14 protein-coding genes are annotated in these 15,709 nt (G+C 63.5%); 3 read left to right on the top strand and 11 right to left on the bottom strand.

Translation table 11 applies throughout. The features are described 5' to 3' along the window. The 10 genes from OO258_RS17405 to OO258_RS17360 all read right to left on the bottom strand — a co-directional run bounded on the left by OO258_RS17405 (position 1) and on the right by OO258_RS17360 (position 11,608). Positions 1-1,149, bottom strand: a complete 1,149-nt coding sequence (locus OO258_RS17405) for an efflux RND transporter periplasmic adaptor subunit (RefSeq protein WP_266031856.1) — start codon at positions 1,147-1,149, stop codon at positions 1-3. Between the two features lie 201 nt (positions 1,150-1,350). Then, complete coding sequence (locus OO258_RS17400; protein ID WP_266031855.1) at positions 1,351-2,448, bottom strand: DUF1513 domain-containing protein; 1,098 nt, start codon at positions 2,446-2,448, stop codon at positions 1,351-1,353. Between the two features lie 2 nt (positions 2,449-2,450). Then, on the bottom strand, positions 2,451-3,515 hold the full coding sequence (locus tag OO258_RS17395) for an imelysin family protein (RefSeq protein ID WP_266031854.1): 1,065 nt from the start codon (positions 3,513-3,515) through the stop codon (positions 2,451-2,453). A gap of 20 nt (positions 3,516-3,535) precedes the next feature. Then, positions 3,536-4,963: a di-heme oxidoredictase family protein gene (locus tag OO258_RS17390; RefSeq protein ID WP_266031853.1), complete on the bottom strand. Its 1,428-nt coding sequence runs from the start codon at positions 4,961-4,963 to the stop codon at positions 3,536-3,538. 110 nt (positions 4,964-5,073) lie between these two features. Next, entirely contained in the window at positions 5,074-5,460 is a 387-nt protein-coding gene (locus OO258_RS17385; protein WP_266031852.1) for a hypothetical protein, read from the bottom strand. Between the two features lie 12 nt (positions 5,461-5,472). After that, complete coding sequence (locus OO258_RS17380) at positions 5,473-5,955, bottom strand: hypothetical protein (RefSeq protein ID WP_266031851.1); 483 nt, start codon at positions 5,953-5,955, stop codon at positions 5,473-5,475. Between the two features lie 144 nt (positions 5,956-6,099). Then, positions 6,100-7,437: an imelysin family protein gene (locus OO258_RS17375; protein ID WP_110742639.1), complete on the bottom strand. Its 1,338-nt coding sequence runs from the start codon at positions 7,435-7,437 to the stop codon at positions 6,100-6,102. Positions 7,438-7,583: 146 nt separating this feature from the next. Further along, positions 7,584-9,635 (bottom strand): putative bifunctional diguanylate cyclase/phosphodiesterase, encoded by a 2,052-nt coding sequence (locus tag OO258_RS17370; RefSeq protein WP_177410694.1) that lies wholly within the window; start codon positions 9,633-9,635, stop codon positions 7,584-7,586. 305 nt (positions 9,636-9,940) lie between these two features. Next, a complete protein-coding gene (locus OO258_RS17365; RefSeq protein WP_060508514.1) occupies positions 9,941-10,537 on the bottom strand; it encodes a superoxide dismutase in 597 nt (198 codons plus the stop codon). A gap of 471 nt (positions 10,538-11,008) precedes the next feature. Continuing rightward, the gene (locus tag OO258_RS17360) at positions 11,009-11,608 is read right to left on the bottom strand and encodes a LysE/ArgO family amino acid transporter (protein ID WP_266031850.1); all 600 of its coding nucleotides are present in this window, start codon (positions 11,606-11,608) and stop codon (positions 11,009-11,011) included. 100 nt (positions 11,609-11,708) lie between these two features. Here OO258_RS17360 and OO258_RS17355 point away from each other — a divergent pair, with 100 nt between their 5' ends. From OO258_RS17355 to OO258_RS17345, 3 genes are all read left to right on the top strand, one after another. Then, positions 11,709-12,599 carry a LysR family transcriptional regulator ArgP gene (locus tag OO258_RS17355; RefSeq protein ID WP_266031849.1) on the top strand — a complete coding sequence of 297 codons (891 nt, stop codon included), beginning with the start codon at positions 11,709-11,711 and terminating at the stop codon, positions 12,597-12,599. Between the two features lie 49 nt (positions 12,600-12,648). Continuing rightward, entirely contained in the window at positions 12,649-13,644 is a 996-nt protein-coding gene (locus OO258_RS17350; protein ID WP_110742643.1) for an NAD-dependent epimerase/dehydratase family protein, read from the top strand. Positions 13,645-13,731: 87 nt separating this feature from the next. Next, positions 13,732-14,601, top strand: coding sequence for an ATPase (locus OO258_RS17345; RefSeq protein WP_266031848.1), 870 nt, complete (start codon positions 13,732-13,734; stop codon positions 14,599-14,601). A 46-nt stretch (positions 14,602-14,647) separates the two neighbouring features. Here OO258_RS17345 and OO258_RS17340 read toward each other — a convergent pair whose 3' ends face one another. Next, a complete protein-coding gene (locus OO258_RS17340; RefSeq protein ID WP_110742645.1) occupies positions 14,648-15,697 on the bottom strand; it encodes an alkene reductase in 1,050 nt (349 codons plus the stop codon). Between the last annotated feature and the right edge of the window lie 12 nt (positions 15,698-15,709).

Genomic DNA, 15,709 nt, shown 5'->3' with positions numbered 1-15,709 from the left:
TCAGTCCTGGGTCGCTGCGCCCTGTGCGGGCTTGAGGGCCTTGTCCTGGCCAATGCGGATCGCGGCGCCGGGGGTAAGCTTCAGCTGCCCGGCCGTGACTACCTGCTCGCCCGGCTGCAAGCCTTTGTTGACCACCACCACACCGTCACGGCGCTCGCCGGTCTGCACCGTGCGTTGTTCGGCGACCAGCTGCGGTTGGCCTTTTTCGTCGGTTTCCGGCTTGCCGTCCTTGTCCTTTTTCGGCGTGGCGACATACACCGAGTTGCCATACAGGGTGTAGGTGATGGCGCTTTCCGGTACCACCACTTGCGGCTGAGGGTTGGGCAGCAGGATCAGCAGGCTGGCGAACATGCCGGGCAGCAGCTTGCCGTCCGGGTTGGCCATGGTCGCGCGCACCAGCAGGTTGCGCGTGGTTTCCTCGACCTTGGGGTTGATGGCGCTGAGGCTGGCGGGGAAGGTCTGGCCGGGGTAGGCCGCCACCTGCACAAGCACCTGTTGGCCAAGGCTCAGGTTTGGCAGGGCCTGCTCCGGCACGTTGAAGTCGACATACAAGCTGGAAGTGTCCTGGAGGGTAGCGATCACCGTGCCGGGGGCCAGGTAATCGCCAACGTCCACCTGGCGGATGCCGATGGTGCCGGTGAACGGGGCGCTGATGCTCTTCTTGGTCTTCGATGCCTTGAGCTGGTCGACCACCGCCTGGTTGCGCAGGTACTGAGCATTGAGGCGGTCGTATTCGCCACGGGAAATTGCCGAGTCGCCCACCAGTTGCCGGCCGCGGCCAAAGTCGACCTTGGCCAGGCCCAGGTCCGCCTCGGCAGTGCCGAGCAGCGCCGTCTCCTGGTCGTCGTTGAGCCTCAGCAGCAGTTGCCCGGCTTTTACCTGCTGGCCGGAGTCGAAATGCAGGGTCTTGACGATGCCCTCTACCTCCAGGCTCAGCTCGACACCCTGCAGCGCTTTAAGGCTGCCGACGGCGGGCAGGCGCTGTTGCCACTGGCGCTGTTCAGCCAAGGCCGCTGCCACGGTGATGGGCGGCTTGGGGGCAGTGAACATCTGGATCTGCTGGTAGATCGAGAAGGCCTTGTAACCCCCCAGGGCCAGCACGATCAGCAGAACCACGGCCAACATGATGAGCATGCGCCGGCGCAGCATAGGTCCGGTTCCTTGGATTCGGTTGTTATTCGTCTGGACACGACAACGGGCGATCCTGCCCACGTGTGAATGGGGGAAGTATTGACTGTTTTTCGGGGGAGGAGGGTGAATTGTCTCTACCGGCCCTATTGCCGACAAGCCAGCGCGCTTAGAGGAGCCACTGGCTTGCCGGCGATAAGGCAGGTTCAGGTAACAGAAAAATCAGACGAGATGCAGGTGGTTGTCCCAGAAGCCGGACGGCAGGTTCATCGGTTGCCCCACCGGTTCGGCCTTGGTGCAATCATAGAAGCGGCAACGGCCCTGCCCGGAGGTGACGACAAAACCGTCTTTCACCGCACCCACCCCTGCGCAATCGGGCATCGGTGCATCCAGCCGCACCTCGCCGCTGTCCAGGTCCCAGACGAACAGGCGGTTGGCCCGGGGTGCAGTCAACGCCACCAGGCGCAGCTCGCTGTGAATGGCGACGCTGGCGGTGTACTGGGCCATGGCCTGCAGCTGCCGTTCCGGCACCGGGAAAGCCTTGAATGGCTCGCCCGGGCGCTTGATTGCCAGCAACTCGGCCGTTTCGTCAGCATCGCCCATGAACTGCTGGCAGGCAGCGATAGTGCCATCGCTGCCCACCGCGAGGTGGCGCACGCTGTTCATCTGCTGGGCCAGGGTTTCCTTGCTCAGCAGGGTGCCGTCGCGCTGCATCAGCACCAGGCTTGGCTCCATCGCATCGAGGTTCATCTCGACCCGGCTTTCGGCTTCTGTACGAATACCGCCGTTGGCCACGATCAGCGTTTCGCCGTCGGGTAGCCAGGCAACCTCGTGGGGGCCGATACCATGGGTCGGGATTTCGCCGGTGTACACCAGGCGCTCGCCTTCGAAACGGTACACCCCAAGCACGCCCCGTCCCGGGTCGCTGGTGTCATTCTCGGTGGCATACAGCCATTCGCCGCCTTTGTGCACCACGGCATGACCGTAGAAGTGTCGGTTCGGTTGCGAGGCCACCGTTTGCAGCAGGCGCCCGTCGCGCAAGTCGACCAGGTAGCTTTCGGTACCCGGGCGGCGGGCGACGAACAGGGCGATCGGCTGCTCGGGGTGGTGGATGATGGCATGGCAACGCTGGGCGACCTCGGTGCTGAACACCTGGGTGCCGTCCAGGCGGAAACCGACGGCATAGTGCTTGCCGTCGCCATCGTCACGCGCCGAGAGCAGCAGGGGCTCGCTGCTTTTGTTGCGGAACAGGCTCCAGCCGCCCAGCGTCAGGGCGCTGAGCAATACGCTACCGAGTTTGAGGGCCTGGCGTCGCAGCATGATCAGTCACCGTCGTTGGCATTGAAGCCCAGCTGGATGTTCAGCGCCTTGGCCAGCTCGCCTTCGTGCAGGCGGTGGACGGCGTTGAGGCTGTCGTAGATCTGGTTGAGGGTTTGCTGGCCAGCGTCGTCGGCCAGCAGCTCGCCAAGGGTCTTCTGGTTATCGGCCAGCAGTTTGAGCGAGGCAGCGTAGGCGGCGTCGATCTTGTCTGCCAGCGCTTTCTGATCGCTGGGCAGCAAGCCGCGCAAGCCTTGGTTGTCGACCCCGACCCAGACGGTTTCGGCCGCCTTGAGGGTGGCTTCCAGGCTCTTCATCGAGTTGTGGCTGCGCCAGGCTTCAGCCTGCAGCGGTTGCGGGATGCCCTTGCTCTGGCGGCCCATTGGCGCACCCAGCTTCTTCTTCAGGGTATCCAGGGCGGTGACCTGGGAACGCAGCAGGTCGGCGATTGCCTCGTGGGAATCGGCGTAGCGCTGGTTAGGGAACTTGGTCATCTGCGAGAGCATGCCGTCGGTGCTGTTCCAGCTCTTGAGGATGTCTTCGGCGAGGGCCTTCTGGTGCTCACCGATGGCCACCAGCAGCGGGCAGTAGCGGGCTTTCTGCTCGGCAGTGGCGATGTCCGGTTTGCTGTCGAACAGGATGTACTCGTAGGCGGACAGGCCGCGCACTACCACGCTGGCCTTGTCCAGGGCCGCGGCATCGACTGGCTTGTCACCGTTGACCAGTTGCTCGACCTGGCGACCGACCAGGTTCTTCTTGTCGGGCCAGAACTGCACCTGCCAGGCGCGGTTGCCTTCGGCCAGCGGGCCGACCAGCAGCGGTTGCAGCTCGGCCCAGGCTTTTTGCGCGTTGAGGAAGTCGGTGCGGGCCTTGTCCAGGTCTTCCTTGCCTTCGCAGTAGGCCAGAGCGCTGGCCGCCAGCATGCGGTCGGCTTCGACCCAGCGGCTGTAGGTGGGCAGGATCACCTGCTTGGCGATGGCGGCGGAGGTCACGGCTTGCGGGTCCTGCGGCGAGCAGGCGCCGAGGGCGAGTGCGGCGAGGCTGGTGAACAACAGTTTGGGTCGGAACATGCCCGGCTCCTTAGCGCGTTTTAAAGTGAGTTCAGGAACGCCAGCAACGCAGTGCGCTGCTCGGCATCGAAAGTGAGTACGAAGTTGCGTGCCGCCTCGGCTTCGCCCCCGTGCCAGAGCACGGCTTCAAGCAGGTTGCGGGCGCGGCCGTCGTGCAGGAACTGGCTGTGGCCGCTGACCGTTTCGCTCAGGCCGATGCCCCACAGTGGCGGGGTACGCCAGTCCTGGCCATTGGCGGCGAATTCGGTGCGCTCGTCAGCCAGCCCCGGGCCCATGTCATGCAGCAACAGGTCGCTGTAGGGGCGGATGACCTGGTTGGCCAGTTCCGGCTCGGCGGCATTGGCGGCGGTGGTGAATTGCGGGGTATGGCAACCCTGGCAGCCTGCCTGGTAGAACAGGTTCTTCCCAGCCAGTACGTGTGGCGAGCCCACGTCGCGGCGGGCCGGCACGCCCAGGTTGCGGGTGTAGAAGGTGACCAGGCGCAGGATGTTGTCGCTGACTTCCTTCTCACCATCCGCGCCATCGCCATTGGCCGCGGCCAGGCAGTCGGTTTGGGCCGGGGTGCAGTCGTCTTTGGGCTGCAGGGTACTGGTCAGGCCCATGTCGCCGGCAAAGGCGTGCACGTTCTGCTGGTTGACGTTGGGCTGGCCGGCTTTCCAGCCGAAGCGGCCGACCACGGTCTTGCCCTGAGCGTCGTCCCACACCCGGTTGGCCCGCCCGCGAATGCCGTCGCGGTTGCGGTCGTCCGGGTCTTCGTTGGCCAGCAGGTCGGCCTCAGGGATGGCTTCGAGCAGGCCCAGGCCGATCATCGGCGGCGCCACGCGTGCCGAAAACCGTGTGTCAGGGTGCATCACGCCATAGCCGAGCTGGGTGATCTGCAGGGCCGGCTTGCGCAGCTCGACCTGCTGGCCGTCCCTGAATGTGAGCGTTTCGCTGGTGTAGCTCACCCGTAGCTTGCCTTCCGGAGCGACCCCGGGGATGGCCATGTCCTGCAGTTGGGTGCCGTAGACCGGCTCCGGTACCACGCCGAGACGTTCGATCACCTTGGCCAGGTAGGGTTGGTCGGGGATCGACAGGCGGACCAGCATGCCTACTGCGTTGCTGTCGCCTGGCTCTGGCGGGTGGCCGCGGCCATCGCGCACGTGGCAGTTCTGGCAGGCGTTGGTGTTGAACAGCGGGCCAAGGCCGTCACGGGCGGTGGTGGTGGATGGGGCAATCACCCACGGGTTGCGGAAAAAGCTGTTGCCTACGGCGAAATCCAGACGGCGCTCGGGCGAGAGGTTGGCCGAGGGCAGGGAATAGGCGTTACGGTCGGCACGCTGCACGGTCGCCTTGCCAGCCGACAAGGCTTCGCCGGGCTCGGCCTGGGTGAAACGCGGGGCGTCATCACAGGCGGCGAGGGCGAAGGCCAGCAGCACGGGGGAAAGTCGAGACAGCGACAAGGACATCAAGGATCCTGGGCTTGAGCAAAAAACCGGCGTGCAAGCTTAGCAGGCCCAGGATCATTGAATAAGAGCAATTTGCGTTTGCTCGATGAAATCGTCGCCTTTCGAGGCACTCACGCCATGTAAAGCGTGAACTCTCGATTGACCAGGTTGATGATCAGGTTCTTGTTGCCGCCATTGCGATTGTCGCCGGGTACCTCGACAGCCTCTTCACTGGCATATTCCATGGTGCTGGCAGTGAGCTGTTTGATCGCGTCCTCGTGCGCGGGTTGCCAGTAATCCTGGTAGAGCCAGATGCTGGTACCGGCCGCCGGGCCGAGGATCAAGCGCAAGGCTTTGTGGTTTTCACTGGATTTACCGATCCACGGAACGGCCAGCGAGCCATTCCAGGCGTGCTGGGCGCCGATTGCCAGGCTATGGCTGCGGTTTTCACCGTCGATCACGGTCAAGGTGTAGGGCGTGTTGTTGGCGATGGAGCGCAAGTAGGTGACGCTGGCCATGTGAGGGTCCTTTTACGGTCGGTTGTCTGGGCGTGGCAACGGGCTGCTTGGGCTGCGGTAGACGTACGCTGCAAGCAGGGTGATCTCGTTGAAGGGCGGGTCGAGTTCGGCGGGGTCAAAGCGCCCCAGTAGCTGCAGCCCTTGGGTAAAGGCAACGGCCTCGAACATCCTGCGGTCGGTTTCATTGGGGTCATACAGGTAGATCTTGCCGGGGCGGGCAACCACCCTGCACATCTCCAGGGCCACGTGGTAAGTGATGGGAGCACCCATCAGGGTCACATGGGGAATCGCGCGATCGTCCAGGGGGAAGTCGGGGGCGTCGTACTCGTAGACGAGAATCAGGTTGGGAATGTGCTCGCCCGTGAAGGGGCCGTTGGAAATCCGTTGGCCGGCTTTGTTCAGGTTGTAGGCGTCACGGAACCCAGTAACGAGGTCCTTCCCTTTCACCCGCTGGACGATTCGGCCTTCGCCCCAGACATCAAGAACCTGCAGCACTGTGCCTCCTGCTTGTTGATCCAATGAAGGTCAGCAGGATGACTATCGCGGCGCATGCCAGGCAGCGGGAATTGCAGCCCCTGCCGTGCAAACGAAAACGCCCGGCACAAGGCCGGGCGTTTGGGGTGAGGCGCGGTTACCGGATCAGAACTCGTGATCCGCAGTGTCCGGGTTCAGGTTGGCGATACCCAACTTGCCCGCCGCCTGCTCGATCGAACCGGTCTGCTTGACCAGGGCGGCGATGGCGTCACGTACGATCTGGTTGCCGGCAGCGTTGTCGGCGGCGATCAGTTGATCGTAGTGCTCGCCTTTGAGGGCGTGGTCGACCATCACCTGGATCTTGGCTTCGGTGGCTTCCAGGTCGGCCTTGAGGGTAGCGTCGGCCGCCGGGTCAACCTTGGCTACCAGCGACGACAGGCTCGGGCCGCTGACCTTGGTGCCGTCCGGACGGGTGTACTCGCCCAGGTAGACGTTGCGAATGCCCTTGGCGTCGTAGAAGTGCGAGTAGTGAGTGTTGTCACTGAAGCAGTCTTGCTCGTCTTCTGGCGAGTTGGCTTCCAGCGAAACCTTCATGCGCTCGCCCGCCAGTTCACCCAGCGACAGGCTGCCCATGCCGAACAGCATCTTGCGCAGGCCGTCGGTGACCGGCTCGGCTTCCAGCTTGGCGCGGTAGTTGTCGGCGACGTTCGGCGCCCAGTTGCCGACCATTTCTTCGAGGTCGGTGACCAGCAGCTGGGTGACTGCTTTCAGGTAGGCACGACGGCGGTCGTTGTGGCCACCCGTGGCGCCCTGGCCTTCGAGGTAGTCGGAAACCGGACGGGCGCCAGCGCCTGGGCCGGTGCCGTTGAGGTCCTGGCCCCAGAGCAGGAATTCGATGGCGTGGTAGCCAGTGGCGACGTTGGCTTCGGAACCTGCCAGTTCGTTCAGGCTGGCCAGCTTCTCAGGGGTGATGTCCTTGACGTCGACTTTCTCTTCGCCAACCTGGATCTCGGTGTTGGCGATGATGTTGGCGCTGCCGGCCGGGTTGCCCAGGGCATGCTCGTAGCTCTTGTCTACGTAGTCGATCAGGCCTTCGTCCAGCGGCCACGCGTTCACCTGGCCTTCCCAGTCATCGATGATGGTGTTGCCGAAGCGGAAGGCTTCGCTCTGCAGGTAAGGAACGCGTGCGGCGAACCAGGCTTCCTTGGCGGCCTTCAGGGTTTCATCGCTGGGCTTGGCGAGGAACGCGTCGACAGCGGTCTGCAGGGTTTTGGCGGTGCTCAGCGAGTCGCTGTATACGGCGTAGACCATTTCGGCGTAATGCTTGACCACGGCTTTGCCGGCGGCTTCGTCGACAGCCCCGGGTGCCGCAGCGGTGGTGCTGGCGGCAGCAGCAGGAGCCTGGGCTTGCGGAGCGGCAGCCTTGTCATCTTTTTCGCCGCAACCGGCGAGGGCGATGGCGATGGCCAGCAGACTGGCGGAGGCCAGGGGCATTCGAATCATTATTGGTTTTCCTGCGTCGTGTGGTTGGACAGTGCGCCGAGGCACGCGAAACCGCAACATCATGCGAAAGATTTGCATTTGCTGTAAAGGGGCTGACGTGCAATTCATTCAAATGCCGGCTACAGGCTGTAACCGCGCAGGTGGGCCTAGAGCATCGAAACCTGGTTACGCTGTGCTTGCTTGAGGAAGTGGCTCAGCTCCCGCGCCGGCAGCGGCTTGCTGTAGTGGTAGCCCTGGCCCTCGTGGCAGCCTTGGGCAATGATGTAGGTTTCCTGCTCGGCGGTTTCCACGCCCTCGGCGATTACCTGCATGCCCAGGCTCTTGCCCAGCTGGATGATGGCGCGAACGATGGTGGCGTCGTCATCGTCGTCGAGCAGGTCCTGGACGAAGCTCTTGTCGATCTTGATCTTGTCCAGCGGGAGTGACTTCAGGTAGCTGAGCGACGAGTAGCCGGTGCCGAAGTCGTCGATGGCTATCAGCGCCCCGGAGCGGCGAAGGCTCAGCAGGTGCTGGGCGGCGGTGCTGATGTCTTCCATCAGGCCGGTTTCGGTGACTTCCAGCTCCAGGCTGCGCGGCGGCAGGCGGTAGGCCTGCAGCAGGTTGTTGACCACCCGCGGCAGCTCGCTGTGGTGCAGCTGCACGGTGGACAGGTTGACCGCCATGCGCAGGTCGCTGAAACCCAGGTCGTGCCATTCGCGCAACTGCCGGCAGGCCTGGTCGAGCACCCATTCGCCGATGCTGATGATGCTGCCGTTCTGTTCGGCCAACGGGATGAACTGGTCGGGCGGCACCATGCCCAGCTCCGGGTGCTGCCAGCGCAGCAGCGCCTCGACACCCACCACGCGGTGGTCGCGGTAGCTGATCTGCGGCTGGTACACCAGGTACAGCTGATTGCGCGGCAGCGCTTCGCGCAAGTCTTTTTCCAGCTCGCGGCGGCGGCGCATCTCGCTGTCGACGCTGGCGATGTAGAACTGGTAGCGGTTGCGCGAACGGGCCTTGGCCAGGGTCATGGTCTGTTCGGCTTTCTGCAGCAGCTTCTCGGTACTGTCGCCGTCTTCGGGGAACAGGGTGATGCCGATGGTGGCGCGCAGGCGGATTTGCTGGTGGTCGAGGTCGAACGGTACTTCAAGGTCATCCAGAATGCTTTGCGCCAGTTCGGCGGCCTCGTAGGGCTGCTCGATATTGGCCTGCACCAGGGCAAACTGGTCGCCGCCCAGCCGTGCCAAGGCGCCCAGGCGGCCGCTGTGGGCACGCAGGCGGTCGGCCAAGGCCAGCAGCAGCTGATCACCGACCTGGTAGCTGAACTGCTCGTTGATGCCCTTGAAATCGTCAAGGCCCACGCACAGTACAGCCACGCGGTGCTGCAGGCGGCCGCCGTCGACGAGGATCTTGTCCAGTTGCTGCTGCAATTGCTGGCGGTTGGGCAAGCCGGTGAGGAAGTCGTACTGGGCCATGCGTTGCAGGCTGTTTTCTGCTTCATGGCGCAGGTGGGTGTTGCGCTCGATCGAAGCCAGCAGCTGGTTGGCGGTGTTCACCCACAGGCCCAGTTCGTTTTTTTCGTGGCCTTTGAGCAGCGGCAACTGGTGCTGGCTGGGGCGGTCGGGGTTGATCTGGGTGAGGTGCTCGATGATCTTCGACAGCGGCTTGGTCAGCAGCCAGTGGTAGACCAGGTACAGCACCAGGCCCATGGCCAAGGCCCGCAACACACCGGAGATGAAGATGATCACCGCGTTGATCAGGAAGCCTTCGCCGTAGGACGACGTGTCGAGGGTGATGCTGAGGTCGCCGTAGTACTCGCTGTAGGGGCCACGGCCGACCAGTTGCGTGGTGTAGGTGCGTTCCTGGCCAAGGATCAGGTCGGTCAGCCAGCGCATCGACGTGTCCCGCAGCGGGCGCGACTTTTCAGCCAGCATGGTTTCGTTGGGGTGACCGATGGACGCCATGCGCACTGATTCGTCCTGGAACAGGCCTTCCATCACCTGCATGCCCATTTCGCGGTCGAGGCTGTACACCGCCTGAGTGGATGGGTCGCGGAACATGTCGAGAATGCGCTGGGCATCGTTGTTCACGGCCTGGCGGGTCTTGTAGGTGTCGTAGACGATTTGCGCACAGCTGAGCACGACGCCGACCGCCAACGCCGACAACAGCACGACCCTGAGCAACTTGACCGACAAGCTGTTCCGCAATTCCAGCTTCAATGGGGTTTCCTTAATCCATGCGCATGGCATCATTTTGCCATCAACGATGACGATACACTACCGCCCGACCATGAGCAGTGTATCGGTTGCCTGACCCCGCAACTTGAATGCGCTGTATCAATCTTCCAGAGGTTTGATGTTAGCGCGCTATGCGGGCTGAGCAAGCAAAACCGTGCCTGCCCATGGCGGGTAACCCTGCGCCCATGGATACGGCGCTGCTTGTGGCCCTGCTGCATCCCTGTGGCAGCGCGCAGGCACAAAAAACCCGGCACGAGGCCGGGTTTTTTGGATCAAGGCTGGATGACTCAGGCCTTGAAGGTCTTGCCTTCGAACTGCTCGGCAACGAAGGCCCAGTTGACCAGGTTCCAGAACGCCTCGACGTACTTCGGACGCAGGTTGCGGTAGTCGATGTAGTAGGCGTGTTCCCAGACGTCGCAGGTCAGCAGCGGGGTGTCGCCGCTGGTCAGTGGGCAGCCGGCGCCGATGGTGCTGGCCAGGGCCAGGGAACCGTCAGCTTTCTTCACCAGCCAGCCCCAGCCGGAACCGAAGGTGCCAACCGAAGTCTTGGTGAACTCTTCCTTGAACTTGTCGAAGGAACCGAAAGCGGCGTTGATGGCGTCAGCCAGTGCACCGGTAGGCTGGCCGCCGCCGTTTGGCGACAGGCAGTTCCAGTAGAAGGTGTGGTTCCAGACTTGAGCGGCGTTGTTGAAGATGCCGCCCGAAGAGGCCTTGACGATTTCTTCGAGGGTCTTGCCTTCGAATTCGGTGCCTGGGACCAGGTTGTTCAGGTTCACGACATAGGTGTTGTGGTGCTTGTCGTGGTGATACTCCAGGGTTTCCTTGGAGATGTGCGGCTGCAGGGCATCGTGGGCGTACGGCAGCGGCGGCAATTCAAAAGCCATGGTGGATCTCCTGATTCAGGTCTGTTTGCGGTTTGCGCAAGGCCGATCACGGGCGGCCCGATAAGCGTCGGCGAGTTTGTACTCTTTGCGACGCAAGGGCTGGATCATAGCACCGGGCCCGGCGCATAACCACGCAACAAACATAGGGAATAGAGGTTCCGGAGCGGTTCGGCTGTGCCGACCGGTGGTGTTTGCCTTAACACTTGTAGCGCCTGTGAAACCGAGCGCCGCCAGTGCGGCGCTTCGCGGCACAAGGCCGCTCCCACAAGGTGGACCGCGTCAGATTCCAGACATTGAGCAAGACAGTTGCTCCAACCATGATCGCGCCAGCTTTCAGGTTTTGATCAAGCCAGTTGTTTCGCCAGGTACTGCATCAGCCTCAAGCCTGTGGGGTGCCTGTGGGCGCGGGCTTGCCCCGCGAAGCGCCGCGCTCGATCTCCCAGGCGATAAACATGCCATGCCGAACCCAGGTCAGTTGAAGATCAACTGCGCCGCTACCGCGAACATCATCACCGCCACCATCAGGTCGAGCATGCGCCAGGTCGCCGGCCGTGCCAGCCAAGGTGCAAGCCAGGCTGCGCCAATCGCCAGGGTCGAGAACCACAGCAGGGAGGCACTGGCCGCTCCCGCCACGTAGGCCCCGGGCTCAGTCTGCTGGGCGCCAAGCGAGCCGATCAGCAGCACCGTGTCGAGGTACACGTGGGGGTTCAGCAGGGTCACTGCCAAGGCACTCAGCAGCACCGCACGCCGCGAACGTGTGCCTTGGCCCTGCTGATGTTGCAGGCTTTGTTTGGAACAGGCGCTGCGCAGGGCTTTGGCGCCGTACCAGATCAGGAACACCGCGCCGCCCCAACGGGCCACGGCCAGCAAGGTGGGGTTGTGGGCCAGCACGGTGGCAAGGCCGAACACGCCGGCGGCCACCAGGATGGCGTCACAGACGATACACAGTGCCGCCACTGGTAGGTGATGTTCGCGGCGCAGGCTCTGGGCCAGAACGAAGGCGTTCTGCGCGCCGATGGCCATGATCAGGCCAAAAGCCACCAGCATGCCGTTGAGATAGCTTTGCCACATGGCCGAATTCTCCAAAAAGCGCATAAAAGATGCTGGCTATTGTGCGGTTATGGGTTGTATAAGAAAAACCAATAAAGCTGATCAGGCATTAGGAAAATCGATGTTCGACTATAAGCTGCTGGCCGCCCTCGCCGCGGTGATCGAACAGGGTGGTTTTGAACGTGCTGCGCAGGTACTGGGCTTGTCGCAATCGGCCATTTCCCAGCGCATCAAGCTGCTTGAAGCACGCGTAGGCCAGCCGGTGCTGGTGCGTGCTACGCCGCCCAGCCCGACCGATGTCGGCCGCCAGTTGCTGAACCACGTGCAGCAGGTACGCTTGCTGGAGCGCGACCTGCAGCGCCAGGTGCCGGCCCTTGATGAAGAAGGCATGCCGGAGCGCCTGCGCATCGCCCTCAATGCCGACAGCCTGGCCACCTGGTGGGCCGGTGCGGTGGGCGACTTCTGCGCGCAGCAGAACGTGCTCACCGACCTGGTGGTAGAAGATCAGGAAGTCGGCCTGAAGCGCATGCGCGCTGGCGAAGTGGCGGCTTGCCTGTGTGGCAGCGAACGGCCGGTGGCCGGGGCACGCAGCCTGCCATTGGGCGCGATGCGCTACCGGGCGCTGGCCAGCCCCGGGTTCATGGCACGGCATTTTTCCGAAGGCTTCGTCGCCAGCCGCCTGGCTCGTACGCCAGCGATCGTGTACGGGCCTGACGACTTCCTGCAGCACCGCTACCTGGCCTCGTTGGGTATCGAGGACGGTTTCCTGCATCACCTGTGCCCGTCCTCGGAAGGTTTCCTGCGCATGACCGAGGCCGGGCTGGGCTGGGGCCTGGTACCCGAACTGCAGGCTCGCGAGCAACTGGCCGGCGGCCAGTTGGTGGAAATCTGCAGCGATACCCCCATCGATGTGCCGCTGTACTGGCATCATTGGCGCAATGGCGGGCAACTGCTCGCGCAACTGACCGACCACCTGCGGCATCGCGCACGGCAATGGTTGGTGCCCTTGTAGCTGCGGCTGGCGTCAGTTGCATCTGAAATCTGGCAAGACGGAGTGATACATGCGAATTCTGGTCACCGGCGCGAGTGGCTTCATTGGTGGACGCTTTGCGCGCTTCGCCCTGGAGCAGGGCCTGGACGTGCGGGTCAGCGGCCGTCGTGCCGAAGGGGTCGAGCACCTGGTCAAGCGCGGCGCCCAGTTCATTCCCGGCGACCTGGGCGACGCCGAACTGGCCCGGCGCCTGTGCCAGGGCGTCGAGGCGGTGGTGCATTGTGCTGGCGCAGTCGGTAACTGGGGGCGCTACCAGGACTTCTATCAGGGCAATGTGGTGGTCACCGAGAACGTGGTCGAGGGTTGCCTTAAAGAGCACGTGCGGCGCCTGGTGCACCTGTCGTCGCCGTCGATCTACTTCAATGGCCGCTCGCGCCTGGATATCCGCGAAGACCAGGTACCGCGTCGCTTCCATGACCACTACGGGCAAACCAAGCACCTGGCCGAGCAGAAGGTGTTCGGCGCCCAGGAGTTTGGCCTTGAAGTGCTGGCCCTGCGCCCGCGCTTCGTTACCGGTGCCGGCGATGCCAGCATTTTTCCGCGGCTGATGCAGATGCAGCGCAAAGGCCGGGTGGCGATCATTGGCAATGGCTTGAACAAGGTCGATTTCACCAGCGTGCACAACCTCAACGACGCGCTGCTCAGTGCGCTGTTCGCCGAAGACCGGGCGTTGGGCCAGGCCTACAACATCAGCAACGGCCAGCCGCTGCCCTTGTGGGACGTGGTCAACTACGTGATGCGCCAGATGCAGCTGCCCCAGGTTACCCGCTACCGTCCATACGGCCTGGCCTACAGCCTGGCGGCGCTGAACGAAGCGGCCTGCATGCTTTGGCCGGGGCGCCCGCAACCGACCTTGTCGCGTCTGGGCATGCAGGTGATGAGCCGGGATTTCACCCTGGATATCAGCCGCGCCCGGCAGTACCTGGACTACCAGCCCAAGGTCAGCCTGTGGACTGCGCTGGATGAATTCTGTGGCTGGTGGAAGCACCTGCCGCAAGGGCACTGATCGTGCCAGCCCGACAATGGTCATCAATGCGCCGCGCTGGCGGTTTATACTCGTGCCTCTTTGCGACTACCGCGGTTGAATGTATCCATGCGTAACCATGCTCACGATGACTACGACGACGTGCCCACCTTGCGGGCGGGCACCGTTGATGATGACGAACTGATGCCAGCGCACGTGGTGCGCAGCCGCCAGAAAGCCGCCCGTGGCGCCAGCACGGCACCACTGTGGGCATTGCTCGTGGCTTCGTTCATTGCCTTGGCTGGGCTGGGCTGGTGGAGCTTCCAGCAGATCTCGCTGATGGAGCAGCAACTGGTGGCGACCCAGGAAAGCTTTGCCCGTATCAGTGAAGAAGCAGCCGGGCGCCTGCAGGCGATCAGTGGCAAGGTGGCGGCCAGCGAGTCTGGTGCGACTACCAGCAGCGAGGCCCTGAAGTTGCAGCTGCGCGAGTTGCAGAAGGGTGTGGCCGGGCAGACCGGCGACCTGGGCAAGCGCCTGGAGCAGGTGCTGGCCGATACCCGCGAACAGCAGAAAGCCGTGACCGAGCTGCAAAGCCAGTTGCAGGCGCAGTTGAAACTGGTGAATGGTGAACTGGCTGCGTTGCGCTCGGGGCAGGTCGATGGTGGCAAGCTGGACGGCCAGTTCAAGGCTCTGAATGAACAGGTTGCCGCACTGAAGGCTGCGCAGGTGGATGGCGGCAAGCTGGACGGCCAGCTCAAGAGCCTGGGCAGCGAAGTGGCAGCGCTGAAGAAGCAGGGTAACCCGAGTGCGGCTATCCAGAGCCTGGAGCAGGACATGGTCGTGCTCAAGAGCCAGATCGACAACCGCCCGGCTGCTTCGTCGGCGGGTGGCGCCTCGGTGCAGGAGTTCGATGCGTTCCGGGCGCAGATGACCCGGAACCTGAATACCTTGCAGAGCCAGATCCAGAACCTGCAGCAGCAGATCAGTGCCCGGCCGTGACATCACCTGAGCTTCATTCGCGGGCACGCCCGCGAATGGCCCTCGATCACAACCGCGGGTAATCGATGTAACCCACCGGCCCCCTGCCATAGAAGGTTTCGGGATGTGCCTCGTTCAACGGCGCATCCGCCGCCAGCCGCGCCGGCAGGTCGGGGTTGGCGATGAACGGTACGCCAAACGCCACCGCATCGGCTTTGCCACTGGCCAGGGCCGCATTGGCACTGGCCTTGTCGAAGCGCTCGTTGACGATGTACGGGCCGCCAAACGCTTCTTTGATCAGCGGGCCAATGCTGTCGTCAGCTTCCCGCTCGCGCGAGCAGATGAAGGCGATGCCACGCTTGCCCAGTTCGCGGGCGACATACGTGAAGGTTTCGGCGCGGTCGGCATCGCCCATGTCGTGGGCATCGGCGCGCGGCGCCAGGTGCACGCCTACGCGGTTGGCGCCCCACACTTCGATGGCCGCATCGGTCACTTCCAGCAGCAGGCGCGCACGGTTTTCCAGCGAGCCGCCATAACGGTCGGTGCGCTGGTTGGTGCTGCTTTGCAGGAACTGGTCGAGCAGGTAACCGTTCGCGCCATGGATCTCCACGCCATCGAAGCCAGCAGCCTTGGCATTCTCGGCACCACTGCGGTAAGCCTCGACGATGTCGAGGATTTCTTCGGTTTCCAAAGCACGCGGGGTGGGGTAGTCGCTCAGTGGGCGCACCAGGCTCACGTGGCCCTTGGCCTGGATCGCACTGGGGGCCACTGGCAGCTCACCGTTGAGGTAGCTGGGGTGGGAAATGCGGCCAACGTGCCACAGCTGGAGGAAGATGCGCCCGCCAGCGGCGTGTACGGCCCTGGTCACGTTGTTCCAGCCACGCACTTGCTCATCGTTCCAGATGCCGGGGGTGTCCGGGTAGCCGACGCCCATGGCGCTGACCGAAGTCGCCTCGCTGAGGATCAGCCCGGCACTGGCGCGTTGAACGTAGTACTCGGCCATCAGCGCATTGGGCACGCGGCCTTCGTCGGCGCGGCAGCGGGTGAGCGGGGCCATGATGATGCGGTTGGGCAATTGCAGGTCGCCCAGGGTGATCGGATCGAAAAGCGTGGTCATATCGGTTACCTG

This window comes from Pseudomonas sp. DCB_BI (assembly GCF_026240995.1).
Taxonomy (GTDB): Bacteria; Pseudomonadota; Gammaproteobacteria; order Pseudomonadales; family Pseudomonadaceae; genus Aquipseudomonas.
The sequence above is the reverse complement of the archived record's forward strand: the minus strand, read 5'-3'. Positions and strand labels throughout refer to the sequence as shown.

Excerpts from the sequence above, each read along its gene's own strand:
- OO258_RS17405 (WP_266031856.1), bottom strand. The coding sequence starts at position 1,149 with ATGCTGCGCCGGCGCATGCTCATCATGTTGGCCGTGGTTCTGCTGATC.
- OO258_RS17400 (WP_266031855.1), bottom strand. The coding sequence starts at position 2,448 with ATGCTGCGACGCCAGGCCCTCAAACTCGGTAGCGTATTGCTCAGCGCC.
- OO258_RS17395 (WP_266031854.1), bottom strand. The coding sequence starts at position 3,515 with ATGTTCCGACCCAAACTGTTGTTCACCAGCCTCGCCGCACTCGCCCTC.
- OO258_RS17390 (WP_266031853.1), bottom strand. The coding sequence starts at position 4,963 with ATGTCCTTGTCGCTGTCTCGACTTTCCCCCGTGCTGCTGGCCTTCGCC.
- OO258_RS17385 (WP_266031852.1), bottom strand. The coding sequence starts at position 5,460 with ATGGCCAGCGTCACCTACTTGCGCTCCATCGCCAACAACACGCCCTAC.
- OO258_RS17375 (WP_110742639.1), bottom strand. The coding sequence starts at position 7,437 with ATGATTCGAATGCCCCTGGCCTCCGCCAGTCTGCTGGCCATCGCCATC.
- OO258_RS17365 (WP_060508514.1), bottom strand. The coding sequence starts at position 10,537 with ATGGCTTTTGAATTGCCGCCGCTGCCGTACGCCCACGATGCCCTGCAG.
- OO258_RS17360 (WP_266031850.1), bottom strand. The coding sequence starts at position 11,608 with ATGTGGCAAAGCTATCTCAACGGCATGCTGGTGGCTTTTGGCCTGATC.
- OO258_RS17355 (WP_266031849.1), top strand. The coding sequence starts at position 11,709 with ATGTTCGACTATAAGCTGCTGGCCGCCCTCGCCGCGGTGATCGAACAG.
- OO258_RS17350 (WP_110742643.1), top strand. The coding sequence starts at position 12,649 with ATGCGAATTCTGGTCACCGGCGCGAGTGGCTTCATTGGTGGACGCTTT.
- OO258_RS17345 (WP_266031848.1), top strand. The coding sequence starts at position 13,732 with ATGCGTAACCATGCTCACGATGACTACGACGACGTGCCCACCTTGCGG.
- OO258_RS17340 (WP_110742645.1), bottom strand. The coding sequence starts at position 15,697 with ATGACCACGCTTTTCGATCCGATCACCCTGGGCGACCTGCAATTGCCC.